The following is a 24023-nucleotide window of genomic DNA, read 5'->3' as shown; positions in this document are numbered from 1 at the left end:
AGCTGGATCCGGCGGTGCAGGTCGGAGGAGACCACCTCGCGCGCGGTCCGGGTGATCCGCCCCAGCGGACGCAGCACCCGGCCGGCCATCGCGTAGCCGACCATGAAGGCGATCACCGCCAGGCACACCAGCACCGTGAGCGACTTGCGCAGCAGGGTGTTCAGGGCCGCGTCGATGCGGGTGACCTCGTAGTGATCGAGCCACTGGTTGAAGTTGCCGTTCGAGACGGTGTAGCCGTCCGGGGTGACGATCTGCACACCCGGGCCGATCGTCATGGGCGGCAGCGCGGCGTCGCGCATGGCTTGGCGTACGAAGAAGTACATCAGCACCAGCAGGACCACGCCCGCCATCAGGAACATCCCGCCGTAGAGCAGGGTGAGCCTGATCCGGATGGTCGGGCGGAAGGGCAGTCGGGCGGGCATGCCGTCGTCGGGCAGGGACACGGCACGAGCGGGCCGGTGGGCCGACGGAGGGGTGCCTTTGAACGAGCCCGCCGCAGACCTGCCGTCCCCGGTGGGTGCGTTGGGCGTCTCGCGCGCCGGAGACGACGGGTTCATTAGCTGCCTTTCGAGAGGGCCGGGCGGCGGGTGGTGATCGTTCCACCTGCCGGCCTGCCTGGTTGGTGCACGCGGGGCCGCACGACAGCCGTCCTGCGCGCTTCGGCCCCGGCCTGCGGTCAAGTGGCCATCCACCTGCACATGGGCTGCGCTCCTATCCTCTCCGCCCTGGTGTCGGGCGGACGTAAGAGTTCGCCACCGACTCGGTCCTGCCGCGCGGGCGGGTATCGGGCACGACTTCCACGGAAGCGTGGAGGTGATTGGTGTGCGGTCGTTCGATCGGGGAGCGGCTGAAGCGAATGAACTTTTGACTGCTGCTATTGCGAGGATTTCGTCCTCATGGGATCAGCCTACTGACTTGTTTCTTATGGGTTATTGATTCGATCCGACCAGCCGTGACGACAACAGGTTCGGTTTCCGGTCGTCGTGAGTCCCGATGGGCGCGGTGACCGCGCCTGTGGGCGTGGTGTCGCTACGCCTCGTGGTCCGGACAGGGGCGTCCCCCTGGTGCGGCGTGGAGTTGGGCGGTGAGGACGGCGGGAGCCTCGGCCAGCGAGGGGCCGTACCAGGTGAGATGGCGGCCGCTGACCAGGGCGCACGGGATGCCCGGGAAGGCTTCGGGGCCGTCGGTGGCGGTGAAGCGGTACGGTTCGTCGGGCAGTACGGCGAGTCGGGGGCCGGCGGCCAGCAACTCGGTGATCGGGATGGCGGGGTAGCGCTCCGGGTGGTCGGCGTGGATCACGTCCACGCCGAGCCGGCGCAGCAGGTCCCCGGCGAAGGTGTCCCGGCCGAGCACCATCCAGGGCCGCCGCCAGACAGGCACCACGGCCCGCAGTCGCGTCAGCGGCTCGCCCACCGCCTCCCAGGCCGCCCCGGCCGCGTCCAGCCAGGCGGGGTGCGGCAGTCGGCAGGCGACGGTGAGCAGCCGGTCCAGCGAGGACAGCGCCTGCGGCAGGGTGCGGACCTCGGTCACCCAGACCGGGGTCCCGGCGGCCCGCAGCGCCGCGAGATCGGGCGCGCGGTTCTCCTCCTCGTTGGCCACAACCAGGTCCGGTCCCAGGTCGATGATGCGTGCCACGTCCGGATTCTTGGTGCCGCCGATCCGTTCCACCGCGAGCCCGGCCGGGTGGGTGCACCACTTGGTCGCACCGACCAGCAGCCCCGGCCCGGTGGCGGCCAGGGCCTCGGTCAGCGAGGGCACCAGCGACACCACCCGCCGTACCGGCCCGAGTCGTACGGCGGTGCCCTGGTCGTCGGTCTCGGTCCGGGAAGCTTCGCTCACCTGCTCACCTGCTCACCTGCTCACCGGCTCACCTGCTCACCGGCTCACCGTACCCGCCCGGGGGCGCGGCCCCGTGGCGGTCGGGACCCGGCGGCCGTTCCGGTAGTGCCGAGGGAACGCCCCGACGGCACCATTTTCCTGACGGTGGGTCAGTAGCGGAGTTCGGCGTGGCGACAGCCGGTTGAACGGCGGCCGGCGGGGCCTGATTGACTGCGGAGCGGCCGGAGATCCCGGAGATCCCGGGCATCTGCAGCACCCGAAAGAGCGATCGAGCAGATCTAACGGATCGAGCAGACCGCCCAGGACCAGTCGAGGATCCATGCACACCCTGCACCCCCTGCTCGCCGCCTTCGTCCCCATCTGGTCACTGACCGCCGTCGGCTATCTGGTAGGCCGCACGGGCCTGTTGGGAGAGCAGGCGGAGGCCGTACTCGGCCGCTTCGTCTTCCATGTGGCCATGCCCGCCGCGCTGTTCATGATGATCTCCCGGACGCCGCTGGACAGCTTCGCGAACACGTCCATGCTCGCCTTCGTGGCCGGCACTGTGGTGGCCTCGCTGCTCGGGGCCGCGGCCGCCCGGTGGTGGTTCGGCCGGGGCCTGGCCGACCTGACCATAGCGGGGATGGCGTCCGGGTACGTCAACTCCGCGAACCTGGGTGTCCCGGTGGCCCTGCAGGTGCTGGGCGACGCCTCGTTCATCGCGCCGGTGCTGGTCTTCCAGGTGCTGGTGGTCACCCCGGTGGCCCTGACATTGCTGGATGCCGGGGCCGACAAGGGCGGTGGTGCCGCGGGCGAGGGCGGTGACGCCGCAGGGGAACGGGTCGGGCGGGCGTCCCGGCTGCTGGCGGTGCCGCTGCGCAATCCGATCGTCCTGGCCGCCGGGCTCGGGGCGCTCGCCTCCGCCGCCGGCTGGCACCTGCCGCCCACCCTGGGGCACTCCTGCGACGTCCTGGGCGGCGCGGGCGTGCCGACCGCGCTGATCACCCTCGGGATGTCGCTGCACGCCCGGCGGCCGGCCGGCAGCTCGGCGCAGCGCGCCGAGCTGGGTCTCACCGTCGCCACCAAGACGCTGGTACAGCCGTTGGTCGCGCTCGCCGTGGGCAGCCTGGTGCTGCACCTTCCCCCGCACCAGCTGCTCGCGGTGGTGGTCTGCTCCGCGCTGCCCACCGCGCAGAACGTCTTCATCTACGCCCGCGAGTACGGCCTGAACGCCGCCCTGGCCCGTGACTCGGTGATGTTCTCGACCCTGCTGTCGATGGGGACGCTCTCGGTGGCGGGCTGGCTGCTCGGACGTGGCTAGTGCACCGTCCGGTACGGTCCGCAGGAGTAGGTTCACGCCCCTCTGGTAGCCCCGCCAATGACGGCGTCCTCCGTCTGTGCCGCCGGAACACCGAACAAGGCGGCGCCACCATGTCGGCCCGTGGCGCCGCCTTTCCCGCAGCCGGCTCTAGCCGACCTGGTGGATGGCCACGTCGCAACTGCTCGACGCCGGACAGCCGACGTGGAAATTGTTCATCGTGACCTTCAGAAGCACGTCCTTGCCGTCGTCATCCGCCGTCAGGTAGCAGTAGAAGTCGTCCTTGCAGGCGAACACGTGGCCTTCGGCCTTGAAACTCACCCACCAGTAGTCGTGGCCTGTCGTCACGAACCCCGTGCGGTACTTCGCGTCGAATGCGTACTCCTTGCTGCCGTTCGCGAGGTTCGTGAAGGTTTTGCTCACCTTGAATTCACCGTCGTACCGGTGGGTAAAGGTGATCTCGCTCAGGGTGCCTCCGGTGTTGTTGACCACATACACCGGGCAGCTTCTATCGGTCGCCATAGCCTCTGCAGTCTGGTTTCCCATGGTTGATCAAGCGCCTTTCTGTTGATTTGCGGCAGAGTAGATTCGTATGCTAATCATTACCCATGCCATCCTGTCCAATAACTCCGCCAATCGAGCGAAAGTCGCAGGGAACCGTTCCCAGCGCCGGAAGTCGAGGTATCAGGTATCAGCCCCTGGGGCCGCTACTTCGAAGGAAGCGCAGGAGCCCGTTGGCTCAAATCGAAGCCAAGCAAGCACTGTGTGACTGGCTTGAGTCACACCTTGGCCACTTCTTCCCGCCCGGGCCCGTCGGCTCGGCGGCGGAATGGTCCATCAAGATCCGGCCAGCCTGTGAACTGTCCATCGTCCTGTTCGGAGTAGTGGGTCCGCGTTCGCCAGTGAAAAACGGCACCTGGGCTCGCCTCGTCTCCGAGAAATGCCAGGATTTGCTGCTCCCCGCCGACCGGGCGCTGCCCGAGATAATCGCCTCCGGAGCAGCCGCAAGCCATAATTTCAAATCGGCACTGCTCGTCTTCATCGCCATCGAGCGCATCACCGGCCGCCGGTTCAGGTCACACGACATCGTCAGAGCCGTTTTCGCGATGCCGCCCCGCAATGATCCCGGCCCCGACCTGGACCACGCCATCGCAACCGATCTCGCCGGTATCCACGACTACGGCCCGCAGATGACACGAAGGCTTGAGGCGTTGATGCGCCGGTACCCGTCCGCCCCCGCCCTCAGCGTCGCGGCCCGCCCAGCCCTCTACGACCTCACCCACGCCTGCTTCCTCGCCACCCGCTTCGGCCACCGCACCCCACTCTGGCCCGCTCGCCTTGCCGCCTGGCTCGCCCGCACCCTCGGCCCCGCCGCCGCCGCCCGCCTACGGCTGGGTGATTTCGACGTCGCCGCAGAACTGACCGCAGCCGCCCTCTGGTGCGGCCTGCCCCTCAACCCGCACCATCGGCAGGTGCTCGACACCCTCTCCCGGACCGCCCTCGCGACCGGCTGTATCGTCCCCGCCGTGCACTTCGCTCCGGAGGTGGACTCCTTCGACCGCGCCTACCACCCGACGCTGACTGCCCTCGCCGCCCTCGGTGCCGCCAGCCGCACCCAACTCTCCTGAACAGACATTGCCTGACGCAGTTTCACCCAAACGACTGGCGCAATCGTTTGGGTGGGACATAATCGGCGACACGCGCGGGTCGAGGTCTTCTCGGGGGGCAGGGTGTCACGACCTGGACGGCCTGAGTGCACCTGTGACGAACCAGTCCTTCACGGAGGTCGGAATGGTGGAACAGACGGCGGCGGGACCCGGGACGGCCGGGCGGATGCCACGAGGACTCAAGATCGCGACGGGGGTGATCTGCTTCCAGGCGGTCGTCAATCTGCTGGTCGGCTGGGTGCTGTTCAGCAGTGCGGCCACGTTCGACGATCACGGTGTCGGGGAGCGGTACGGCAGTGGTCTGCTGCGCACCATCGGTGTCGTCTCGGTGGTGATCGGCCTGCTGTCAGCCGTGTGCGGCGTGCTGGTGGTGCGGCGGGCGGCCTGGGTTCGGCCGACCGTCATCGGGCTCGAAGCGGTCGGTATCCTCAGTTCGCTGATCGCCCTGTTCTCGGGCGGCGCGATGCCTTCGCTCGTGGGCATCGCCGTGGGGGCCGCCATGATCAGGCAGTTCGCCTCGGCCGACGCGGCGGCCTGGTTCAACCGTCGCTGAAGGCCCGGGCGGTGTCGGGTGGTGCCGACGTGATGCGGACGGCCCTCAAGCGGCCGTTCCCGTAGTCGCCGTCCCCGTTGTGCCGCGTCCGGTCGGGCAGCCGCTCAGCGGTCGGCCAGCCCCTGCAAAGTGACCGGACGGCCCTCGCTCGTCATGCCGACTCCTCCCGTCCGTGCTGTTCCGGGCCATTCTTCCGTACCGTCAGCCGTTCGGTGACAGCGCGGATCCCGGCCGTCGCGAACAGCCCGCCAGCGAGCCGGGAGCCGCGGCTGCAGATCCCAACCTGACTGCTTCGCAATGGAGTTGGTGTGGCAGGCCGGGTCGGCGAGTGCGGTGGTGGACCGGGTGGGCGACCGGGCGCCGCCGCTGGTGTCGGTGCCGCCCGCTAGCGTTCCCGATGACGGAGGGGCGGGAGGTGCGGTGAGTTTTCTCGGGATGTGGGTCCTGGCCGCGGTGCCGGACGAGGTGGTGGACGACGTGGCGCCTTTGCTGGGCCCGCACATCGACGGGCAGCGCGAGCTCGCCCGCACCCAGGAGCTGTGGCGGCGCTGGAGCGCGGCACCCGAGCGGGTCGGCGGCCTGCGTGCGCTGCGCCGTCGCGGGTCGGGGCCGTCGATGGCGCTGGACGCCGACAGCGAGGCGTTCCAGGAGCTGTCCAGCGCCTGCCCGTTGGACGAGCACTGCGAGGAGATCTACGCGGCCCTGGACCGGATCCCCGCCGACTGGCGGCACTTGGCGCTCGCCCCGGGCTGCCGGAAGGGATTCCCGGCGGCCGCGCTGGCCCACGGCCTGGGGCCGCGTCGGTTCGCCCTGCTGCCGGGCTGGTTCGGTGACATGGTCCTGACCTCGCAGCAGGTGCGCGAGACCCTGCCGGACGTGCTTGCGGCGCTGGAGCTGACGGCGGAGCAGCGCCGCGAGGCCCGACAGCGCGCGGTGGAGTGGCTGTGCGACAGCGGCGACGGTGACCCGGGGGAGGCCGCGACGATGCTGGACGGCATCGTGCCCCTGTGGCGCGCGGCAGTGGAGAGGCAGGCGGGGCTGTTGGGCTGCATGTTCATACCCGGGTGACCTGGCCCGGGGCCCGAACGTGGTGGCATTACCGGGCCGTGCCCGGCTCGCGTGCGACCGCCGCATCCGCCGCGACCGCCGGACGGGAGTCGGCGACCCGGCGGCAGCGGCGGCAGCGGCGGCAGCGGCGGCTTGCGGCGGCAGGTCAGGCGCGGGTCTTGGCCAGCAGCTCCAGGATCTCGGCGGTGGTACCGGTCTCGCCGAGCCGGGGGAAGATCCGCTCGACGGAGTTGCGGTGCGCCTCCAGGTCCAAGTCGCCCATCGCGTCGGTCGCAAGGGTGACGTGGTAGCCGTGCTCGTGCGCGGCCCGGGCGGTGGACTCCACGCCGATGCTGGTGGCGATGCCGGCCAGCACGATCTGGGTGACACCGCGGCGGCGCAGCTGCAGGTCGAGGTCGGTGCCGTGGAAGGCACCCCAGTTGCGCTTGGTCACGGTGATGTCGCCGGAGTGGCCCGCCAGGTCGCCGACGATGACGTCCCAGCCCTCGGGCAGGCCGCCGGAGTGGCGCGGGGCCTCGGTGCGGCCGGGTACGGCGTCCGAGCCGTCGGCGGCGGCGGTCACCCGGACCAGGACGACCGGAGCGCCGTGGGTGCGGAAGGCGGCGGCGAGTTCGGCCGAGCGGGCCACCACCTCGGGGCCGGTGTACGGGACGGTCGGCAGAGCGGTGATCCCGTGCTGCAGGTCGATGAGGACCAGCGCGGTGTTCGGGTCGAGTGCGGTGAGAGCCATGGATGTGCCCTTTCTGGGGTGAACGATCAGTACGGCAAAGGGAGTTCGTGACAGGTGTCGACGCAGCCGCTCGTGTTTACCGCTGCGCCTGGACCGGCTGCGCCTACGCCCGCGCCTGCACCTGCGCCTACGCCCGCGCCTGCACCTGCGCCTGCGCAGTCGACCGGCCGACCCGGTGCAGTGAGCGGTCCAGCAGGGTCACCGCCAGCAGCAGGACGGCACCGGCGAGCATGAACAGCGCCAGCCGGTGCAGCCCGCCCGTCCGGGCGCCCTCGCCGAAGAAGGCGGCGGTGGCGGCCGAGGCGGTCATCGCGCCGAGGTACATGAAGGTGCGCAGCAGCCCGGCGGCGGAGCCGATCCGGGCGGGATCCGCCTGGTGGTAGAGGGCGTTCTGGTTGGCGAGGCCGTTCAGGCCCTGGGGGATGCCCATGAGCACGCCGACAGGGACGAGCAGCCAGAGGGAGCTCCCCGAGTCGACCAGCAACAGCGCGGCGCAGGCAGCGATCTGGAAGAGGCCGCCGGCCACGAGCTTGCCCCGGATCTCGCTGCGGCGGCCAGTGGCGCCGGAGACCAGCAGTGCACTCAGCGACAGCGGCAGCAGGACGAGTCCGGCGATCGACGCGTTCAGCCCCCGGCCTGGCAGGTAGAACGCGGAGACCAGCCATGCGGTCTGCGACGGGGACGCTCCGAAGGCGGTCCCGATCGGTACCAGGGCCACCGCGATCATCGAGGAGTTGACCGGGTTCAGCACCGAACCGAGGACCATCGGGGCGATCAGCTTGCGATTGAAGCCCTCGGACCGGTCCTGCCGGGTATCCCGCCCGCCGCCCCCCGGAGGGCGGCGCAGCGATCGGCTCAGGCACGCGATGATCGAGGTCATGACTGGGCGAGTCGATCCAACAGGGTCAGTGCCTCGATCACGGTGCGGCGCTCGGCCTCCGTGCAGTGGTCCTGCAGTGCCCGTGCCAGCCACTCCTCCCGGGCCTGCCGGCTGCCCGCGACGTACTCGTGACCGAGCTCGGTCAGGGTGACCAGCTGGCGGCGGCCGTCCTCCGGGTCGGGGTGTCGCTGGATCAGTCCGCGCTGGTCGAGCACCGCGAGGGTGGCCGCCGTCGACTGCGGCCGGACCCGCTCGGCGGCCGCCAGTTCGCTGGCCGACATCGGCCCGTCCTTGGACAGCCGGCTGAGCGCGGACAGCTGGGAGGGCGTGAGGTCCTGGTTGCCGGCGACCTCCCAGAGCCGTCGGCGCAGTCTGGTGAACACCACGCGCAGCTCTCTTGCCGCGCGGGCGGCCGACTCCGAGATGTTCCCGGTGCTCTGCTCCATGCCTCCACGCTAAAACCTTCAGTCCAGTCTGTCCAGCTTTGCTGTGCAGTCTGGACTGATGATCCGGCCCGGTGGCGGCACCGCCGTCGAGCCGCGAGGCAGCGGCACCTGCGCCGGTCCGCGACCGCGAAGGGACGGGCCGTGCCGCGGGGGCGGGCGCCGAGCCGGGCTCACCGCCCCCGCAGCGGCGCAGCCGCGAACCGCGCCATGCCGTCCGCGAAGTCGACCGTCGGACGCCAGCCGAGTTCGTCCCGCAGGCGGGTCGAGTCCGCCGTCACGTGCCGGACGTCGCCCAGCCGGTACTCGCCGGTCACCACCGGGCGCGGGCCGCCGTAGGCCGTGGCCAGCGCCTCGGCCATCTCGCCGACCGTGTGCACGGCGCCGCTGCCGACGTTGAACACCCGGGCGCTGCCCGCCGGACGGTCGCCGACCGCCGCCAGCGCCGCGAGGTTGGCCGAGGCCACGTCGGCGACGTGGACGAAGTCGCGCCGCTGGCCGCCGTCCTCGAACACCCGGGGCGACTCGCCCCTGGCCAGCGCCGAGCGGAACAGCGAGGCGACCCCCGCGTACGGTGTGTCGCGGGGCATCCCCGGCCCGTACACGTTGTGGTAGCGGAGCGTCAGAACCCGGCCACCGCAGGCCCGCGCCCACGCTGCCGCCAGATGCTCCTGCGCCAGCTTGGTCGCCGCGTACACGTTGCGCGGATCCGTCGGCGCCTCCTCGCCGACCAGGCCCGGTGCCAGCGGCCGGCCGCAGTGCGGGCACGGCGGCTCGAAGTTCCCCGCGTCCAGGTCGACGATCCGCCGCGGACCCGGTGCCACGTCCCCGTGCACCGCGCAGCGGTAGCGCCCCTCGCCGTACACCACCATCGACCCGGCCAGCACCAGATCCCGTACCCCGCCGCGTGCCATCGCCGCCAGCAGCACGGCCGTGCCGAGGTCGTTGCAGCTCACGTAGTCGGGCGCGTCGTCCAGGTCGAGCCCGAGGCCCACCACCGCCGCTTGGTGGCAGACCGCGTCCACGCCGGACAGCGCCCGCTCCACCACCGCCCGGTCGCGCACGTCACCCCGGATGAACTCCACCCCGGCCGGCCGCGCCGGCTCCCGCCCGGACGGATGCACGGCGGGCAGCAGCGCGTCCAGCACCCGTACCGCGTGGCCGGCCGCGACGAGCCGCGCCACCACCGCCGACCCGATGAACCCCGCACCGCCGGTGACCAGAATCTCCATGCCGGCGAAGCTAGCCGGCCGACCCGCCCCCGTCCCCGTGTCCGGGCCGGACGTCAGAGGTTCGTAACACCCGGCGCACCCGGCGCACCCGGCGCACCCGGCACGCCCGGCGCACCCGGCACGCCCGGCGGCCGCGCGGGCGGCACCCGGTCGGTGTGCACCCGGTTGGTGTGCACCCGGTCGGTGTGCACCCGGGCGCACGGCATCATGGAACCGTGCCCGAAGGAGACACCGTCTACCGAACCGCCACCCGGCTGCGCCAGGCCCTGGCCGGCCGGCTGCTGACGGGGGCGGACCTGCGGGTGCCGGCCCACGCCACCGCCGATCTGCGCGGGCGGCAGGTGCTGGAGGTCGTCCCGCGCGGCAAGCACCTGCTGACCCGCTTCGACGGCGGCCTCACCCTGCACACCCACTTGCGGATGGACGGCAGCTGGGAGCTCTACCGGACCGGCGAACGCTGGCACGGCGGCCCCGCCCACCAGATCCGCGCCGTCCTCGCGACGGACGAGCACACCGCCGTCGGGTACCGGCTCCCGGTCGTCGAACTGCTGCGTACCGCCGAGGAACAGCGCGTCGTCGGACACCTCGGCCCCGATCTGCTCGGGCCGGACTGGGATCTCGCCGAGGCGCTGCGCCGGCTCGGCGATCAGCCCGAACTCCCGCTCGCCGAAGCCCTGTTGGACCAGCGGAAGCTGGCCGGCATCGGGAACGTCTACGCCAACGAGCTCTGCTTCCTGGCCGGGGTCACCCCCTGGACCCCGCTCGGCGGGGTCGCCGTCCTGGACCGGGTGCTCGCCCGCGCCCACCAGCTCCTGGAGGCCAACAAGCTCCGGCCGGGCCATCCCACCACCGGCGATACGCGTCCCGACCGCCGGAACTTCGTCTACGGCCGCGCCCGCCGCCCCTGTCTGCGCTGCGGTACGCCGATCCGCACCGCCCCGCACGCATCGGACCGGGGCCGCGACCGGCCGGCCTTCTGGTGCCCGCGCTGCCAGCGCGGCCCCTCCCCGGCAGGCTGACCGGGCGGCGGTGTCAGAGCAGTACGAGTGCCGGATGGCGCGGGTCGTCGGCACGCACCGTGAGGTCGGCCAGTTCGGTCGGGCCGGTCTCTGCCTCGTAGCGGGCGAAGGCAGGGAGCGTCCACTGCTCCTGCGGCGGAGTCCGGCGGGCCAGCGCGGCCGGGGAGAGCGCGAGGTGCACCGTCAGCTCGAACGGCAGCCAGCGGCCGAGTAGCAGCGCGCCGTCCAGCAACAGCACGCCGCCGGGCGGGAGTTCTCTGTACGGCGCGCGGGTGGACCGGTCGGTGGCGGCGTCCCGGAGGGAGGGCAGGACGCGTGCGCTCCCGCCGGGCTCCAGCGGATCGAGCACCTCGCGGAGGAGCGCGCCGTCGTCCAGCCAGAGGTCGTGATAGGCGTCCGGGTCGTGGCGGCCGTACTCCAGGCGCAGAGAGGCCGGGCGGAGGAAGTCACCGGCGGAGACCCGGAGCACCGGGCGGCCGCGCAGCCGCAGCGGTCCGACCAGGGAGTCGGCCAGCTCGCCGGGGCGGGCCGCCGGCGCTCCGTCGATGGCGATCCGCAGCCTCCGGCCGTCCGTCCCGGCCGGGTGGGTGTCGATCCGCTCGGCGAGCAGGTCGGCCAGACGCTCGGGGGAGATCGGTCTCACCTGCACGACCCGGCGCTTCCTCTCCTGTTCGACAACTCGACTATATTGCAAGCCAACTGATCATCGATTGCTTCCCCGGGGGAACCGCCGTGCCCGTGTTGACTCTTGCCGAGGTCGAGGCCCTGGCTGCCGATGCGCACGCCGGACAACTGGACCGGATCGGTGAACCCTACCTCGGGCATTTGCGCGCGGTCGCAGCCGGGCTCGCCCCGTTCGGTGTCGGCCTGCAGATGGCGGGTCTGCTGCACGACGTCCTGGAGGACACCGACCTCGGCGCCGACGACCTGCTGTGCGCCGGTGTGCCGTTCGGCGTGGTCGCGACCGTCCGCCGGGTGACCAAGGCCCCCGGTGCGGACTATCGGGCCATGCTCCGGCAGATCACCACCGACTATTCGGCCACCCTGCTCAAGATCGCCGACAATGCGCACAATTCGGTCCCGGCCCGCGCCGAGCGCCTGCCCGCCCCCGACCGCGAGCGCCTCGCCGCCCGCTACCGTGCGGCCCGCGAGGTCCTCTGGCCGGCGGTGGCCGCGGCGGACGTACGGGCGATCGTCGAGACCGTCAACCCCGCACTGCTCGCCGAGCTGGATCCCGGCGCCGGGGGCAGAGGGTGAGTGGCCCGTACGGCGCGGTAGGGGCAGGCTGGTAGCAGAACAGCTACGTGCTGCCCGGTCGGCCGCGCGCCGCGGCGTGCAGCCGGGGGGTGCCGGGTTCGAGCAGAGGGAGCCCGCGATGGCCGACATGCAGGAGAAGTTCGCAGACAAGTCCACGGAAGAGCGCGAGGACATCCGGGCACTGGACCCGGAGGAGGGCGTCACCTCGTACCAGACCGCGCACGCGTGGGAGGAGTCGCAGGCCGAGGGCGACCGCCTCGACGAGCCGACGGAAGACACCCGGCGGTGAGCGGCAACCCGGCCGAGCGGCAGGCACCGCCGCACACCACCGAGTGGACCATGCGTTTGAGGCTGACCGAGGACGGCGACCTCACCCAGGCCCACCTCGAACTGGACACCGGCCAGAACATCCTGGCAGCCGACGCCGAGGCCCGACGTAGCCCCCATGACCCACCCGCCACCGTCATCGGCGACGAACTCGCCGCGGGCCGCGCCCTGATCGAACTGGGCCACCGGCTGGTCCACGCGGGTTCGGTCGCGGCCGAGGCCGCCGAGTCGGCCCGTCGGCGCGACGAGGAGTGAACAGACGGGTGCGGACCACGTGATCGGAGCTCGCCCCTCGGCCCGGCGGACGGGCCGAGGAGCGGTTCTGTCGGCACGCACCGTGGGTCCGCCCGACGACGACGGCTGTCCCCGGAGCACCGGCCGCCCGAGGGACGGCAACGACCGGGCCCGGCCGGCGAGTGCCGACCGGGCCTTGGGGGCGTTCTCGTCCGGTGTGCCAACTCCCTCAGCGGGAGCGCCGGTTGACCGGATGCATCAGCAGCGGCCGATGGTCTCGCAGTCGTCCCAGCGGGTGGCGGGGGCGGCGGGGAGATCGCCCGAAGGCGCCATGAGGGCGGGCGCGTTGCGCGGCGCCACCTTGGCGGCCGGGGTCTTGGCCGGACCGGCGGCGAGGCGGACGGCTATCGCGTCCAGGGCGGCACGCGGACGGGCGCCCGCGTAGTTGTTCACCATCACGGTGAACGCCAGCTTGCGGCCGTCGGGCGCGGTCGCGTAGCCGGAGATGTTGTCCACGCCGCTCATCGAACCGGTCTTGGCGTGCACGTTGTTGGCCGCGGGCGTACCCACCATCCGGGTCGCCAGGGTGCCGCCGACCATCCTGGCGGGGTTGCCGGCGATCGGCAGCGCCTCGTACCAGCTCTTGAACCACGGCTTGTCCGCGGCGACCTTGAGCAGACCGGTCATCTTGCCCGCAGTGACCAGGTCGTAGCGGGAGAGACCGGAGCCGTCCACCTGGCGGCCGGCCGGGTTGGACAGGCCGTTGGCCTTGAGGAAGGCGCCGATCTGGTTCACGCCGGCCGCCCAGGTGCCGGCGCCGCCCTTGGCCTTGCCCATCTCCTTGGTCAGGTGCTCGGCGATGCCGTTGTTGCTGAGCTTCAGCAGCGGCGGCATCAGCTCGGCCAGCGGGTGCGAGTCGTGCGAGGCCAGCGCGGTGGAGCTCTCCTGGCCGGTCGCGGCCGCCACACCCTTGCCGACCTTGACGCCGTGCCGGGCCAGCGCACCCGCGAAGACCTGGCCGGTGTAGTTGGCCGGGTTCTCGACGGTGGCGATGAAACTCGCGGGAGAGCCGCCGGCCGGGACGCTGCCGGTCAGGTCCAGCACGTTGACGCCGCGCTCGCGCTCGACGTCCGCGCTCTGCGCGCTGCCGGCCGCGCCGGTGGTGATCTTGCCATTGAACTTGAGCGGAGCCTCGGCCGGGAAGAGGTCGACCTTGGCCGCCTCACCCTCCTTGCCGGGGGTGACGGTCACCTTGACGGTGTCCATCACGTACTCGTTGTCGGTGGCGACGGTCAGACCGGAGATCTGCGGGCTGTAGGAGTACGGCTCGTCGTCCCAGGCCCAGCCCGGGCCGAACGGGACGTTGTCGTACCGGCTGCCGTCGGCCAGCAGCCGGCCCTTGACCTCGGTGATACCGGCGGCGGCCACCTTGGCGGCCAGGTCGTCCAGGTCCTGCGGCAGCAGGCTGGGGTCGCCGCCGCCGCGCAGCACCAGGTCGCCGCCCAGCACGGAGCCCTTGCGGGTTCCGGTGGTGCGCACCTCGGTGGTGAACTTGTAGTCGGGGCCGAGCAGGTCGAGCGCGGCGGCCGAGGTGATGGTCTTCATGGTGGACGCCGGGGTGAGGTAGGCGTCGGCCTGGTGCTGGTAGACCACCTGGCCGGAGCTGAGGTCGACCACCTGGACGGCGGTCTCGGCGCCCGCCAGCACGGGGTTGGCGAGGATCGCGTCGAGGTCGGCCGCCAGCGTCGGGTCGGCCGGGGAAGGCGTGTCCGCCTGGGCGGAACCGGCCAGCACGGAGGCGGCGAGGGCCACAGCGGCCAGCGGCAGCGTGCGGCGGTGCAGGCGTGCGGGCAGAGGCAAGATCGCTCCATACGTCGGGTACGGCGAGGCGCAGCCCGGACGCACCGCACCGAAGCAGGGCACGGCGAATCCAAGGCCCCCACAGACCGGTACGGAACGGCCGAAAGCCCCCCGCTTTTCGTGAGGCGAAAACTACCATCCGACGGGTAGTCAGATGATCGCGGGACCGTTCGGTCCGTTTCACACCGATCCGGCGCCCGGGGAACCGGGCACCAGTAACCTCTACGCCCCGACCGGCCGAAAAGTCTCACCTTCGACGGAGATTTTTCCGACCCACGCCAAAACCACGCCAAAACCACGCCAAAACCACGCCAAAACCATGCCAAAGCCGCGCCAAAGCCGCGCCAAAGCCGCGCCAAAGCCACGTCGAACCGGCCACCGAACCCGACGGACAGACACTGGGCCCGGCACACCGCTACTGCGGAGCCTGCGCCCCGCCCCCGGTCTTCACCGCGTTCACCATCGCCTGGTGGATGTCCCGCGCCGTCCGCTCGTCCGCAGCCGGCACCGGGCTGCCCTCGACGGTGAACCAGTCCAGTGCGCCCGAGTACTGCACCGTCAGCCGGGCCTCCCCGTCGATCCACATGGTGTGCACCGTGAGGTCTCCGCTGATCGCACCGATCTCCTTGGTGAGCACCCCGCCCCGCCCGGAGAGGATCCCCTGGGTGGTCCAGGTGGCCCAGGAGACGGTGCTGCCCGCCGGCGACTGACCCTGCTGCTGCTCGCTCATGGCCCTATCTTCCCCCGGTACGCGGTTCGCCACCCCGCAGCGACACCACCCCCTGCCTTGCCCGAACGAGGTGCTCCCTGATCCGAACGGCCCGCCCCGCGGCACCCCGACGGTCCAGCGGCGGCCACCCCCACGGAGGTCTAGCATCGGGAGCATGGGACAGCGACCCGTCGCGTCCACGGCGCCGCAGCTGGTCCTGGAGACCGCAGACGACTGGCAGGTGATCAGCCCGAGCCGCGAGTACCACGTCGGGCGCGACCCCGCCGGAGAGATCGTCCTCGACGACCCCAGGGTCTCCTGGCACCATGCGGTGATCCACACCGATGACGGCCACTGGACGCTCGACGACACCGACAGCACCAACGGCACCTTCACCGACGGCCGCCGGGTCCGGCATCTCGACGTCGGGCCCGGTACCACGCTGCGCTTCGGCAACCCCGAGGACGGACCGACGGCCGTCCTGCGGGCCGTGCCCGCCCCGGCTGTCTCCGGACTCTCCACCATCACCGGCTCCACCCGACCCCCCACCGTCGTACGGCAGCTGCCCGTCCGGATCGTCCGGATCGGGCGGGAGAGCGACAACGACCTGGTCGTCCCGGACCTCTCGGTCTCCCGCCACCACGCCGAACTGCACGCCACCCCCGACGGCCGGTACGAGATCGTCGACCTCGACAGCCACAACGGCACCTACCTCAACGGCGTGCCGGTCCACCGGGCCGAGGTCGGGTCCGGCGACCTGATCGGCATCGGCCACGCGATGCTCTGTCTGGTCGGCGACGAGCTCCAGGAGTTCGTCGACACCGGCGACATCGACCTCAACGTGGAGGACCTGGTGGTCACCGTCGCCGGCGACCGGCAGCTGCTCGACCACATCAGCTTCCCGGTCGGCCAGGACTGCCTGTTGGCCGTCGCCGGACCCAGCGGTTCCGGCAAGTCCACCCTGCTGAACGCGCTCACCGGGCTGCGCCCGGCCGACTGCGGCACCGTCCGCTACGACGGCCGGGACCTCTACCACGACTACGCCGAACTGCGCAGCCGGATCGGCCTGGTCCCGCAGGACGACATCCTGCACACCCAGCTCACCGTGCGGCGCGCCCTGGGCTACGCCGCCGAGCTGCGCTTCCCCGGCGACACCGACCCCGCCGAGCGCGAGGCCCGGATCGAGAAGGTGATCGCCGAACTGGGCCTGGGCGAACGGGCCGACCAGGTGATCGCCAGCCTCTCCGGCGGCCAGCGCAAGCGGGTCAGCGTCGCCCTGGAACTGCTCACCAAGCCCTCGCTGCTCTTTCTGGACGAGCCCACCTCGGGCCTCGACCCCGGTATGGACCGCTCCGTGATGCAGATGCTGCGCGAGCTCGCCGACGACGGCCGCACCGTGATCGTGGTCACCCACAGTGTGCTCAGCCTGGACCTCTGCGACCGGCTGCTGCTGCTCGCCCCCGGCGGGCGGATCGCCTACTACGGCCCGCCCGCCGAGGCCCTGGACTTCCTCGGCCACCAGCACTGGCCCGAGGCGTTCGAGGCGTTCGAGGCCGAGGCCGACCGTGACTGGGCCGGCCAGTACCGTGAATCCAGCGCCTACCGCCGCTACATCGCCGCCGCGATGAACCGGCCGCGCAAGGCGGAGCCGCACCCCGGGTCGATGGCGGCGCCCCCGCCGCCGCAGGGCTGGCGCTCCCAGCTCGGCACCCTGGTCCGCCGCTACGGCGCGGCCCTGTCCACCGACCGGACCTTCCTGGCCGTCATGATCGCGCTGCCGTTCGTGATGGGCGCCATGACCCGCGCCCTGGCGGGCAGCCGGCTCACCCCGGCCACCGCCACCAGCGCCCTGCTGATCCTCTGCGTCGGCGCGGTGCTCACCGGAGCGGCCAACGCGGTGCGCGAACTCGTCAAGGAACGCGCCATCTACCAGCGCGAACGCGCCGTCGGCCTGTCCAGATCGGCCTACATCTGTTCGAAGATCGCGGTGCTCGGCACCGTCAGCGTGGTCCAGTCCGTGGTGCTCACCCTGGTCGCCCTGGCCGGGGTACGGGTGCGCCCACAGGGCGGCAGCGGCGTCCTGCTGCCACCGCTCGCCGAGATCACCATCGCTGCCGCGCTGCTCTCCTTCACCGCCATGATGCTCGGCCTGGTGATCTCCGCCCTGGTCCGCCGGGAGGAGGTGACCATGCCGCTGCTGGTGCTGGTCGCCATCGTCCAGGTGGTCTTCTGCGGCGCACTGCTCGAGCTGCACACCGTCCCCGTGCTCAACCAGCTCTCCTGGCTGGTGCCCTCCCGCTGGGCGTTCGCCGCCATGTCCGCCACCGTCGACATGCACCGGTTCGTCCCCGGCACCCTCACCGCCGACCCGCTCTTCGCCCACAGCCCGGGCACCTGGCTGCTCGACCTGGGAATGCTGCTGGTGCTCTCGCTGGTCTTCGGCCTCCTGGTCGGGCGCCTGCTGCGGCGGCAGGAACCCGCGATCATGCGGCGCTAGCCGGACGGCCCACAGGAGGCGCCGATGAGCACCACGTACCACCGCACCGGTCCGGACCACGACGCACACCGGTTCAGGCCCACCCACGTCGTCCCCGAGGACGGGCTGCCGACCTGGGCCGGGCCCGACACCTCGAGGCCCAGCGTCCGGCTTGACCCGCTGCTCCCCGTCCGCCTCGCCGACACCAGCGGCGACTGGGCCCGGATCGTCTGCGCCAACGGCTGGAGCGCCTGGGTGGACGGCCGGCTGCTGGTCACCCTCCCGCACCGCCCACCGGGAACCGGCCGCCCGCTCGGCACCACCGGGGACCCCCGGCCGCTGCTCGACGCACTGGCCCGCTCGCTCGCCGCCTACCGCGAGCTGGTGGAGCGGCTCGCCGCCGGCGAACTCGACCTGGACACCTTCCGCCGTCGGTCCGGCGAGCTGCGGATCGGCGTGGTGATCGACGGCCCGTCAGCCTGGCTGCTCGACCTCGACGACGGCCGCTGGTACTACTGCGACGGCATCCGGCTGCAGACCTACGCCGTGGTCGAGCCGCCATCCCGGGGATAGGGGGAGCCGGTGAGCACCGCCGCGTACGAGGACCTGACCGGGCACCGGCTCGCCGGGTACCGGCTTGGCCGGCGGATCGGCCGGGGCGGCATGGCGGTGGTCTACCAGGCGGAGGACCTGCGGCTCGGCCGCACGGTCGCGATCAAGCTGCTCGCCCCCGAACTGGCCCGCAACGACGTCTTCCGGCAGCGATTCGCCCGGGAGTCACGGGCCGCCGCCGCCATCGACCACCCGCACATCGTCCCCGTCTACGAGGCGGGCGAGGCGAACGGCGTGCTCTACATCGCCATGCGCTACGTGGCCGGCCGCGACCTGCGCGCCCTGCTGGACCGCCAGGGCCGGCTCTCCGTCCCGCAGACGGCCCGGATCACGGCCCAGATCGCCTCCGCGCTGGACGCCGCGCACGCCCACGACCTGGTCCATCGCGACGTCAAACCCGGCAACATCCTGATAGCCGAAGGGCCCGACGCCGAACGGCCCGAACACGCCTACCTGACCGACTTCGGCCTCACCAAGAAGTCGCTCTCGCTCAGCGGGCTGACCGCTGTCGGCCAGTTCGTCGGCACCCTCGACTACGTCGCCCCCGAGCAGATCAGCGGCCGTCCGGTGGACGGGCGCTGCGACCTCTACAGCCTGGGCTGCGTGGTCTTCGAGGCGCTGACCGGCGCGCCGCCGTTCCGGCGCGACGACGACCTGGCGCTGCTCTGGGCGCACCTGCACGATCCCGCGCCCCTGCTCACCTCGCAGCGGCCCGACCTGCCCCGTGAGCTGGACCCGGTACTCGCGAGGGCCCTCGCCAAGACACCCGAGGAGCGCTACGACAGCTGTCTGGGATTCGTGGCGGCGCTTCGGGCGGCCGCCGAGAGGGGGGACCGGGCCACGGTCCCGGTCATCACCACCCTGCCCGAGCCCGAGCCCGTCCCGCTGCCACCCGCCTGGGCCAGGCCGGTCTTCGGCCCTCCGCCGTGATCGCGAGCCGTGGCGCACCCGGCTCCTTCGGGCGTCCGGTCGCGTTCAGCGGCCCACCTCGCGGGCCTGGAAGTCCTCGACGGTCTCCCGGCGGATCAGCAGCCGGGCCCGCCCGTCGCTGACCGCGGCCACCGCCGGGCGGCCGACCAGGTTGTAGCCGGAGGCCATCGAGAGCCGGTAGGCACCGACGCGGCTGCGGGCTCACGGCGGCCCGGACCGCGATGCAGCCGGCGGCTCCGACCCGCCCGTTCCAGTGGATGCCCGGCGCAGCCGGTCGGCACCGGGCCTTGACGCACGGCCTACGCGGGGTACGCCCGCCTTGACGACACCCTGACAGCGTTCGGGGCCCCGACAGGGCAGCGCAATCAGAGGCGGGGGACCGGGTTCCGGTGCGCCGGGGGCGACGGGCAGCGGGTTCAGGAGCGCTGGAGCCGGCGGGGTGCCCTTCGCGCCAGCAGACCGCCGAGCAGGCCGGCGGCCGCGCCCCACAGGGCGCCGAGCACCACGGTACGCGCCAGGTCGGGGCTGAGATGGAGACTGCCGGCGCCGCTGTGCAGACCGAGCAGGGAGAGGCCGAGCTCGGCGGAGACGGTGGTGAGCAGTCCGATCGCCAGCATCGCGAGGGCCAGGGCGACGGCCAGGTTCAGCGTGCACCGCCAGAGCGGGGGACGCTCGGGGGAGTGCAGCGCCGCGCCGAGACCGGTGAGCAGGACCAGGACCACCGCGAGCGCGAGAAGCAGCCAGCTGCGGCCGTCCTGCTGGGCGAGCGAGGAGAGGTCGAGGGTGACGTCCCGGCTCCGGGACGCCTGGAGCACCGAGGCGAGCGGTTCCGGGACGGGCAGGCCGATGGTGCCCGCCGAGTGGCCGTGCCAGGATCCGCCGATGCCGACGCCCAGCGCGATCCAGGCGAGGTTGGGGAGTGCGAGCAGCAGGACCGCGAAGGTGTCCCGGGGGTGGCCGCCGGTGGCGGCGGAGACCAGACCGGTGACCAGGCCCACCAGCACGTACGCCGTCAGCAGGCTCAGCACGGCGTGCCCGGCGGGCCGGATGGTGGTGTGCATGCGTAGCAGGTGTGTGGGTAGCGGTGCACGCCGGGAGATCAGGAAGGCCAGCAGCAGGACCCCGCAGAGCCAGGCCAGCCCGACGCCGAGGGTCGCGCCCGGCGAGGCCCGGAAGCCCACGGTGGGCGCGCCGCCGAAGATGCTGCCCAGCTGGTCGAGCAGCGAGTCGCCGGTCGGGACGGTGAAGGTGTGCTGGGCGTACTGCCGGACCAGGAGCAGCAGCGCCAGCCAGAGCACCGCCGTACGGGCGGCGCGCCCGGCCAGTTCGGCGGGCCCGACCAGGGCCCGGTGCCGCAGTGGCCGGAGGAAGACGGCACCCGCCACCAGCGCCCCGGCGAGGGTCACCGACAGCGGCAGGCCGGTGATCCCGCCCTGGGCCTCGGCGACGAAGGCGGCGTTGCCGGTGAGGTCGAGCGGGACTCCGACGGCCAGCAGCACGGTGGCGGCGAGCACCGCGGGGAAGGCGCCCTCGGGCAGCGCGTTCGCCCCTGCGGCCCACAACCCCAGTGCCGCGACCACGACCATTACCACGAGCGGCGCCACCGCGGCGGCCAGCGCGTCGGCCCAGAGCCCGAGCATGCGGAGTGCCGGGCTTCCGGGTCGGCCGGGCAGCCGTGGCGGTGCGTGACGCGGTGGCACGTGGTGCGCGGGTGTGCTGTCACGCGGCGGTACGTCGTTCGGGGCCGGGTCGCTTGGGTGCACGCTGCCTCCCGACGGGGGATGTCTCCCGGGGTGGGTCTGCTTCCAGCTTGGGCCAGCGGGCGGGCGTCGGCGAGCGCTCGTCCGGCTCCTGGTGAGTGATCCGGGCGCGGTCGGCCAGCGGTTGCGGGGTGCCGAGGGGGCCAGCAGAGAATGAGACCCGGGGGCGGACGAGGGAGGCGAGGCGGGGGAGACCAGCCCTGGAGGACTTCGCGTGACTTCTGTGCCGCCAACCCCGGACGGTTCCGGCGACGGTCCTGACGACGGACCCGGCCGGCGGGACGACCGTCCCTACCAAGGAAGTGACCGCCTCGACCGGCGAAGCGGAGAACGGCCGGACGGATCGTCCGCCGGCCCGCCGACCCGGTCCTCGGCCGACGAGCCCCGCTACGGCGGGCCGGGGCCTGGAGCTGGCGGATCGTCGGAGAGCGGTCCGGGCGAGCCCCACGAGCCGACATGGGTGGGCCCGTTCGGTCCGTCGCGCGGGACCGAGCCGGGGCCGGGGTCGGAGAGCGGGGCCGAACCCCCCGCGGGGCCGCCGGCTGGTCCGCTCTCGGGAGCCGGGGGCGGACAGGCGGACACCGAGAGCGCGGCGGCGGCTCCGACGGGCGGAGCGGAGTTCACGGGACCGCCGCCGGGGCCACCCGGGGGTCCGCGTCAGCCGGCCGGCTTCCCCGGTGGTCCCGGCCGGCCGCGCGGGCCCGTGCCGGCCTGGCGCCGGGGACGGACCATCGCGCTGGTGACGGCTGCGGTGGCGGTGGCCGCCGGGGTGGTGACCTTCGCGTTGACCAACCACTCCACCGGCGGGCGGCCCACCCCTTCGCAGGTGGTGCTGCAACCGGTGTCGGACGCGGGCCCGGACCCGTTCACGGACTCGGTGGCGATCCAGGCCGCCGCGCCGTCGGGCGCCGCCAGTTCCCCGACGGTCACCGCCTCCGTGAGTGCCGGCGCCGGCGCCGGCGCCGGTCTCTCGGTCGAGGGCGGCCAGGCCGGGCTCTACGGCGGCAGCGCCGGTACCGAGAGCTGTGACGTGCCCAAGCTGGAGGGCCTGCTCGCCGCGGACCCGGCCAAGTCCCGTTCCTGGGCCGGGGTCGAGGGCATCGCGCCGGAGGCGATCGGTCCGTATCTGAGGACGCTGACGCCGGTCGTGCTGCGGGCCGACACCCGGGTCACCAACCACGGCTTCAGCAACGGCACGGCGACCGCGTTCCAGTCCGTTCTGCAGGCGGGCACCGCGGTGCTGGTCGACGCGCACGGGGTGCCCCGGGTGCGGTGCGCCTGCGGCAATCCGCTGCTGCCGCCCGCCCTGACCGCGAAGCCCGGCTACCTCGGCACACCCTGGCCGTCGTTCCACCCCCAGACGGTCGTGGCCGTGCTCCCCGCGGCGAGTCCGCTACCGCGCTTGGTGGTGGTGGACCCGTCCAGCGGCGCGTCGTTCGCGAAGCCCGTGGGCCCCGTCGCGTCCACCACCCCCTCCGGTCCGGCGGGCGGCAGTCACGTCCCCGGCTCGGCCACCGCGCATCCCTCGCACCCGAGCGCCCCCGCGAGCCCGGGCCGGGGCACCACGGCACACCCGAGCCCCGGCGCGAGCCCGAGCGCGGGCGGAGGTACGGGACCGGCGACCGGTGCGACCGGTCAGAGCGCGACGGGCGGCGCCAGGCCCTCGCCGGGCACGAGCCCCGCCCCGACCGCGCCCCCGAGCACCGGCCACTCCTCGACACCCCCGCCGAGTGCGACACCCCCGCCGAGTACGACGCCCCCGCCGAGTACGACGCCGCCCCCGAGCCCGCCCGCGTCCCCGGCTACGAGTCCACCGCCGACCACGAGTCCTCCCGCGGCCACGGGTTCGCCCCCGGGTACGAGCCCGCCCGCGGGCCAGAGCGCCCAGACGAGCGCGGCTTCCTCCTCCGCGGCCTCGGCCGAGCACTCGACCCCCGAGCTGCCGTCGATCTCGCTGCCCAACGCCCCGGCCGGGTCCGGCGGAGTGTCCTCGAACCCCGGGGCGGTCTGAGGGAGACTGGGGGCATGTGCCGGAGCATCAAGACCCTGCGGCCTCCGGTGATGCCCGAGGTCACCCAGGACGACATCGACGCGGCCGCGTTGCAGTACGTGCGGAAGGTGTCCGGGTTCCGGGAGCCCGCCGCGCACAACCGGGAGGTGTTCGACCGGGCGGTCGCCGCGGTGGCCGAGGCCACCAGGGAACTGCTGGACGACCTGGTGGTCCGCGGGGCGCACACCGGCTGAGCCCCGCCGCGTCAGCCGAGGAAGCCCCGGAGTAGCGCTGCCGTCGCGGCCAGGTGCTCCTCGGTCGCCCGGCGGGCCCGTTCCACGTCGCCGGCCAGGATCGCCTCGGCCATCGCCCGGTGCTGCTCGAAGGCGTTGTCGATATTCCGGTCCAGGATCGGGATGGCGTTGAGCAGGTCGTTGAGGCGCATCCGGATCTCGGCGACGCCAGCGACCAGCGAGGGGGAGCCGGTGAGTTCGGCGATCGCCAGGTGGAAGCGGGAGTCGAACTGGCGGTACGCCTCGGGGGTCGCCTGCTCCAAGTCGGCCAGCCTGCCGCGGAAATGATCAATCTGACTCTCCGTCAGGATCCTTCGAGCGGCCTGCTCGGCGGCGCCGGCCTCCAAGACCATCCGGTAGGTCAGCGCGTCCTCGAGTTCGGCGCCCATGTGGCGTACCGCGCGCCGGAGTTCGCCGAGGTCGGGCGGAGGCTGGCGGTAGGTGACGAAGGTGCCGCCGTAGCGGCCGCGGCGGGACTCCACGCAGTCCGCCTCCTGAAGTGAGCGGATCGCCTCGCGCAGGGTCTCGCGGCTGATGTTGAGCCGGGCGGCCAGTTCGCGCTCGGGTGGCAGGCGGTCGCCGTACTCGAACACGCCCAGCTTGATGGCCTCCAGCAGCCGCTGGACCGTCTCCTCGAACGCGTTGCCGGTCCGGACCGGCCGGAAGATCGCGCCGCTCTGCCAGTCGCCGCCGGGCCAGTCGCCGCCGGGCCGGTCGGTGGGTATCCCGCCTCTGTCTGCCTGCTCCACGTGGGCATGGTACCCAGGCGTTCGTATCGGGGTGCGGTTCCGGGTGAGGCCCCTCAGGGGCGTGTCAACGCCCTTCTCAGCACGTCCTCTTGACGCGG

General features: G+C 72.6%; 24 protein-coding genes and 2 pseudogenes. 13 read left to right on the top strand and 13 right to left on the bottom strand.

Annotated features, from left to right (window positions below; genetic code table 11):
* Both ACZ5ON_RS20660 and ACZ5ON_RS20655 read right to left on the bottom strand, forming a co-directional pair.
* Positions 1–443: pseudogene (locus ACZ5ON_RS20660) on the bottom strand (two-component sensor histidine kinase); the annotation flags it as partial.
* A gap of 586 nt (positions 444–1029) precedes the next feature.
* Positions 1030–1770, bottom strand: a complete 741-nt coding sequence (locus ACZ5ON_RS20655; protein ID WP_465594405.1) for a helical backbone metal receptor — start codon at positions 1768–1770, stop codon at positions 1030–1032.
* Positions 1771–2158: 388 nt separating this feature from the next.
* On the opposite strand from ACZ5ON_RS20655, the gene ACZ5ON_RS20650 reads away from it, so the two are divergent.
* Positions 2159–3139, top strand: a complete 981-nt coding sequence (locus tag ACZ5ON_RS20650) for an AEC family transporter (RefSeq protein WP_465594378.1) — start codon at positions 2159–2161, stop codon at positions 3137–3139.
* Positions 3140–3286: 147 nt separating this feature from the next.
* On the opposite strand, the gene ACZ5ON_RS20645 is transcribed toward ACZ5ON_RS20650, so the two are convergent.
* Entirely contained in the window at positions 3287–3658 is a 372-nt protein-coding gene (locus tag ACZ5ON_RS20645; RefSeq protein WP_465594402.1) for a hypothetical protein, read from the bottom strand.
* A gap of 86 nt (positions 3659–3744) precedes the next feature.
* Between ACZ5ON_RS20645 and ACZ5ON_RS20640 the strand changes: the two genes are divergently transcribed.
* The 3 genes from ACZ5ON_RS20640 (at position 3745) to ACZ5ON_RS20630 (ending at position 6424) form a co-directional block, all read left to right on the top strand.
* On the top strand, positions 3745–4764 hold the full coding sequence (locus ACZ5ON_RS20640; RefSeq protein WP_465594375.1) for a DUF6895 family protein: 1020 nt from the start codon (positions 3745–3747) through the stop codon (positions 4762–4764).
* 163 nt (positions 4765–4927) lie between these two features.
* On the top strand, positions 4928–5356 hold the full coding sequence (locus ACZ5ON_RS20635) for a hypothetical protein (RefSeq protein WP_465594372.1): 429 nt from the start codon (positions 4928–4930) through the stop codon (positions 5354–5356).
* Positions 5357–5776: 420 nt separating this feature from the next.
* A complete protein-coding gene (locus tag ACZ5ON_RS20630; protein WP_465594369.1) occupies positions 5777–6424 on the top strand; it encodes a hypothetical protein in 648 nt (215 codons plus the stop codon).
* A 145-nt stretch (positions 6425–6569) separates the two neighbouring features.
* On the opposite strand, the gene ACZ5ON_RS20625 is transcribed toward ACZ5ON_RS20630, so the two are convergent.
* From ACZ5ON_RS20625 to ACZ5ON_RS20610, 4 genes are all read right to left on the bottom strand, one after another.
* Positions 6570–7154: a hydrolase gene (locus ACZ5ON_RS20625; protein WP_465594366.1), complete on the bottom strand. Its 585-nt coding sequence runs from the start codon at positions 7152–7154 to the stop codon at positions 6570–6572.
* 127 nt (positions 7155–7281) lie between these two features.
* Complete coding sequence (locus tag ACZ5ON_RS20620; protein WP_465594399.1) at positions 7282–7920, bottom strand: MFS transporter; 639 nt, start codon at positions 7918–7920, stop codon at positions 7282–7284.
* Positions 7921–8030: 110 nt separating this feature from the next.
* Positions 8031–8480 carry a MarR family winged helix-turn-helix transcriptional regulator gene (locus ACZ5ON_RS20615; RefSeq protein ID WP_465594363.1) on the bottom strand — a complete coding sequence of 150 codons (450 nt, stop codon included), beginning with the start codon at positions 8478–8480 and terminating at the stop codon, positions 8031–8033.
* A gap of 170 nt (positions 8481–8650) precedes the next feature.
* A complete protein-coding gene (locus tag ACZ5ON_RS20610) occupies positions 8651–9709 on the bottom strand; it encodes an NAD-dependent epimerase/dehydratase family protein (protein ID WP_465594360.1) in 1059 nt (352 codons plus the stop codon).
* Positions 9710–9924: 215 nt separating this feature from the next.
* Between ACZ5ON_RS20610 and ACZ5ON_RS20605 the strand changes: the two genes are divergently transcribed.
* Positions 9925–10728: a DNA-formamidopyrimidine glycosylase family protein gene (locus ACZ5ON_RS20605; protein WP_465594357.1), complete on the top strand. Its 804-nt coding sequence runs from the start codon at positions 9925–9927 to the stop codon at positions 10726–10728.
* Positions 10729–10741: 13 nt separating this feature from the next.
* Here the strand turns inward: ACZ5ON_RS20605 and ACZ5ON_RS20600 are convergent, their stop codons facing one another.
* The gene (locus tag ACZ5ON_RS20600; protein WP_465594354.1) at positions 10742–11377 is read right to left on the bottom strand and encodes a nucleoside/nucleotide kinase family protein; all 636 of its coding nucleotides are present in this window, start codon (positions 11375–11377) and stop codon (positions 10742–10744) included.
* Between the two features lie 89 nt (positions 11378–11466).
* On the opposite strand from ACZ5ON_RS20600, the gene ACZ5ON_RS20595 reads away from it, so the two are divergent.
* The 3 genes from ACZ5ON_RS20595 to ACZ5ON_RS20585 all read left to right on the top strand — a co-directional run bounded on the left by ACZ5ON_RS20595 (position 11467) and on the right by ACZ5ON_RS20585 (position 12567).
* Positions 11467–11985 (top strand): HD domain-containing protein, encoded by a 519-nt coding sequence (locus ACZ5ON_RS20595; RefSeq protein WP_465594396.1) that lies wholly within the window; start codon positions 11467–11469, stop codon positions 11983–11985.
* Positions 11986–12103: 118 nt separating this feature from the next.
* Positions 12104–12274: a hypothetical protein gene (locus ACZ5ON_RS20590; RefSeq protein ID WP_465594352.1), complete on the top strand. Its 171-nt coding sequence runs from the start codon at positions 12104–12106 to the stop codon at positions 12272–12274.
* On the top strand, positions 12271–12567 hold the full coding sequence (locus ACZ5ON_RS20585) for a dsRBD fold-containing protein (protein WP_465594349.1): 297 nt from the start codon (positions 12271–12273) through the stop codon (positions 12565–12567). Before ACZ5ON_RS20590 ends, ACZ5ON_RS20585 begins: the two co-directional genes overlap by 4 nt.
* Before the next feature lie 237 nt (positions 12568–12804).
* Here the strand turns inward: ACZ5ON_RS20585 and dacB are convergent, their stop codons facing one another.
* Entirely contained in the window at positions 12805–14406 is a 1602-nt protein-coding gene (gene dacB, locus ACZ5ON_RS20580) for a D-alanyl-D-alanine carboxypeptidase/D-alanyl-D-alanine endopeptidase (protein ID WP_465594346.1), read from the bottom strand.
* Between the two features lie 415 nt (positions 14407–14821).
* Positions 14822–15136: a hypothetical protein gene (locus ACZ5ON_RS20575; protein WP_465594343.1), complete on the bottom strand. Its 315-nt coding sequence runs from the start codon at positions 15134–15136 to the stop codon at positions 14822–14824.
* 154 nt (positions 15137–15290) lie between these two features.
* On the opposite strand from ACZ5ON_RS20575, the gene ACZ5ON_RS20570 reads away from it, so the two are divergent.
* From ACZ5ON_RS20570 to ACZ5ON_RS20560, 3 genes are read left to right on the top strand one after another with little or no spacing between them, the layout of a single operon-like run.
* Complete coding sequence (locus ACZ5ON_RS20570; protein WP_465594340.1) at positions 15291–17612, top strand: FHA domain-containing protein; 2322 nt, start codon at positions 15291–15293, stop codon at positions 17610–17612.
* Positions 17613–17636: 24 nt separating this feature from the next.
* Positions 17637–18164: an SH3 domain-containing protein gene (locus ACZ5ON_RS20565; RefSeq protein WP_465594337.1), complete on the top strand. Its 528-nt coding sequence runs from the start codon at positions 17637–17639 to the stop codon at positions 18162–18164.
* 9 nt (positions 18165–18173) lie between these two features.
* Complete coding sequence (locus ACZ5ON_RS20560; RefSeq protein ID WP_465594334.1) at positions 18174–19133, top strand: serine/threonine-protein kinase; 960 nt, start codon at positions 18174–18176, stop codon at positions 19131–19133.
* A 45-nt stretch (positions 19134–19178) separates the two neighbouring features.
* On the opposite strand, the pseudogene ACZ5ON_RS20555 reads toward ACZ5ON_RS20560, so the two are convergent.
* Together ACZ5ON_RS20555 and ACZ5ON_RS20550 are read right to left on the bottom strand one after the other, a co-directional pair.
* A pseudogene (locus tag ACZ5ON_RS20555) lies at positions 19179–19319 on the bottom strand (diaminopimelate decarboxylase); the annotation flags it as partial.
* A gap of 230 nt (positions 19320–19549) precedes the next feature.
* On the bottom strand, positions 19550–20773 hold the full coding sequence (locus tag ACZ5ON_RS20550) for a streptophobe family protein (RefSeq protein ID WP_465594331.1): 1224 nt from the start codon (positions 20771–20773) through the stop codon (positions 19550–19552).
* Between the two features lie 859 nt (positions 20774–21632).
* On the opposite strand from ACZ5ON_RS20550, the gene ACZ5ON_RS20545 reads away from it, so the two are divergent.
* Positions 21633–22904: a DUF6777 domain-containing protein gene (locus tag ACZ5ON_RS20545; RefSeq protein ID WP_465594328.1), complete on the top strand. Its 1272-nt coding sequence runs from the start codon at positions 21633–21635 to the stop codon at positions 22902–22904.
* A 14-nt stretch (positions 22905–22918) separates the two neighbouring features.
* Positions 22919–23137, top strand: a complete 219-nt coding sequence (locus tag ACZ5ON_RS20540) for a DUF2277 domain-containing protein (protein WP_465594325.1) — start codon at positions 22919–22921, stop codon at positions 23135–23137.
* An 11-nt stretch (positions 23138–23148) separates the two neighbouring features.
* Here ACZ5ON_RS20540 and ACZ5ON_RS20535 read toward each other — a convergent pair whose 3' ends face one another.
* Entirely contained in the window at positions 23149–23925 is a 777-nt protein-coding gene (locus ACZ5ON_RS20535; protein WP_465594322.1) for a FadR/GntR family transcriptional regulator, read from the bottom strand.
* Positions 23926–24023 lie beyond the last annotated feature (98 nt).

This window comes from Kitasatospora sp. NPDC032150, from assembly GCF_055579945.1.
The sequence above is the reverse complement of the archived record's forward strand: the minus strand, read 5'-3'. Positions and strand labels throughout refer to the sequence as shown.

Excerpts from the sequence above, each read along its gene's own strand:
- ACZ5ON_RS20550 (WP_465594331.1), bottom strand. The coding sequence starts at position 20,773 with ATGCTCGGGCTCTGGGCCGACGCGCTGGCCGCCGCGGTGGCGCCGCTC.
- ACZ5ON_RS20540 (WP_465594325.1), top strand. The coding sequence starts at position 22,919 with ATGTGCCGGAGCATCAAGACCCTGCGGCCTCCGGTGATGCCCGAGGTC.
- ACZ5ON_RS20640 (WP_465594375.1), top strand. The coding sequence starts at position 3,745 with ATGCCATCCTGTCCAATAACTCCGCCAATCGAGCGAAAGTCGCAGGGA.
- ACZ5ON_RS20635 (WP_465594372.1), top strand. The coding sequence starts at position 4,928 with ATGGTGGAACAGACGGCGGCGGGACCCGGGACGGCCGGGCGGATGCCA.
- ACZ5ON_RS20625 (WP_465594366.1), bottom strand. The coding sequence starts at position 7,154 with ATGGCTCTCACCGCACTCGACCCGAACACCGCGCTGGTCCTCATCGAC.
- ACZ5ON_RS20570 (WP_465594340.1), top strand. The coding sequence starts at position 15,291 with ATGGGACAGCGACCCGTCGCGTCCACGGCGCCGCAGCTGGTCCTGGAG.
- ACZ5ON_RS20650 (WP_465594378.1), top strand. The coding sequence starts at position 2,159 with ATGCACACCCTGCACCCCCTGCTCGCCGCCTTCGTCCCCATCTGGTCA.
- ACZ5ON_RS20615 (WP_465594363.1), bottom strand. The coding sequence starts at position 8,480 with ATGGAGCAGAGCACCGGGAACATCTCGGAGTCGGCCGCCCGCGCGGCA.
- ACZ5ON_RS20645 (WP_465594402.1), bottom strand. The coding sequence starts at position 3,658 with ATGGCGACCGATAGAAGCTGCCCGGTGTATGTGGTCAACAACACCGGA.
- ACZ5ON_RS20620 (WP_465594399.1), bottom strand. The coding sequence starts at position 7,920 with ATGGTCCTCGGTTCGGTGCTGAACCCGGTCAACTCCTCGATGATCGCG.
- ACZ5ON_RS20565 (WP_465594337.1), top strand. The coding sequence starts at position 17,637 with ATGAGCACCACGTACCACCGCACCGGTCCGGACCACGACGCACACCGG.
- ACZ5ON_RS20610 (WP_465594360.1), bottom strand. The coding sequence starts at position 9,709 with ATGGAGATTCTGGTCACCGGCGGTGCGGGGTTCATCGGGTCGGCGGTG.
- ACZ5ON_RS20590 (WP_465594352.1), top strand. The coding sequence starts at position 12,104 with ATGGCCGACATGCAGGAGAAGTTCGCAGACAAGTCCACGGAAGAGCGC.
- ACZ5ON_RS20575 (WP_465594343.1), bottom strand. The coding sequence starts at position 15,136 with ATGAGCGAGCAGCAGCAGGGTCAGTCGCCGGCGGGCAGCACCGTCTCC.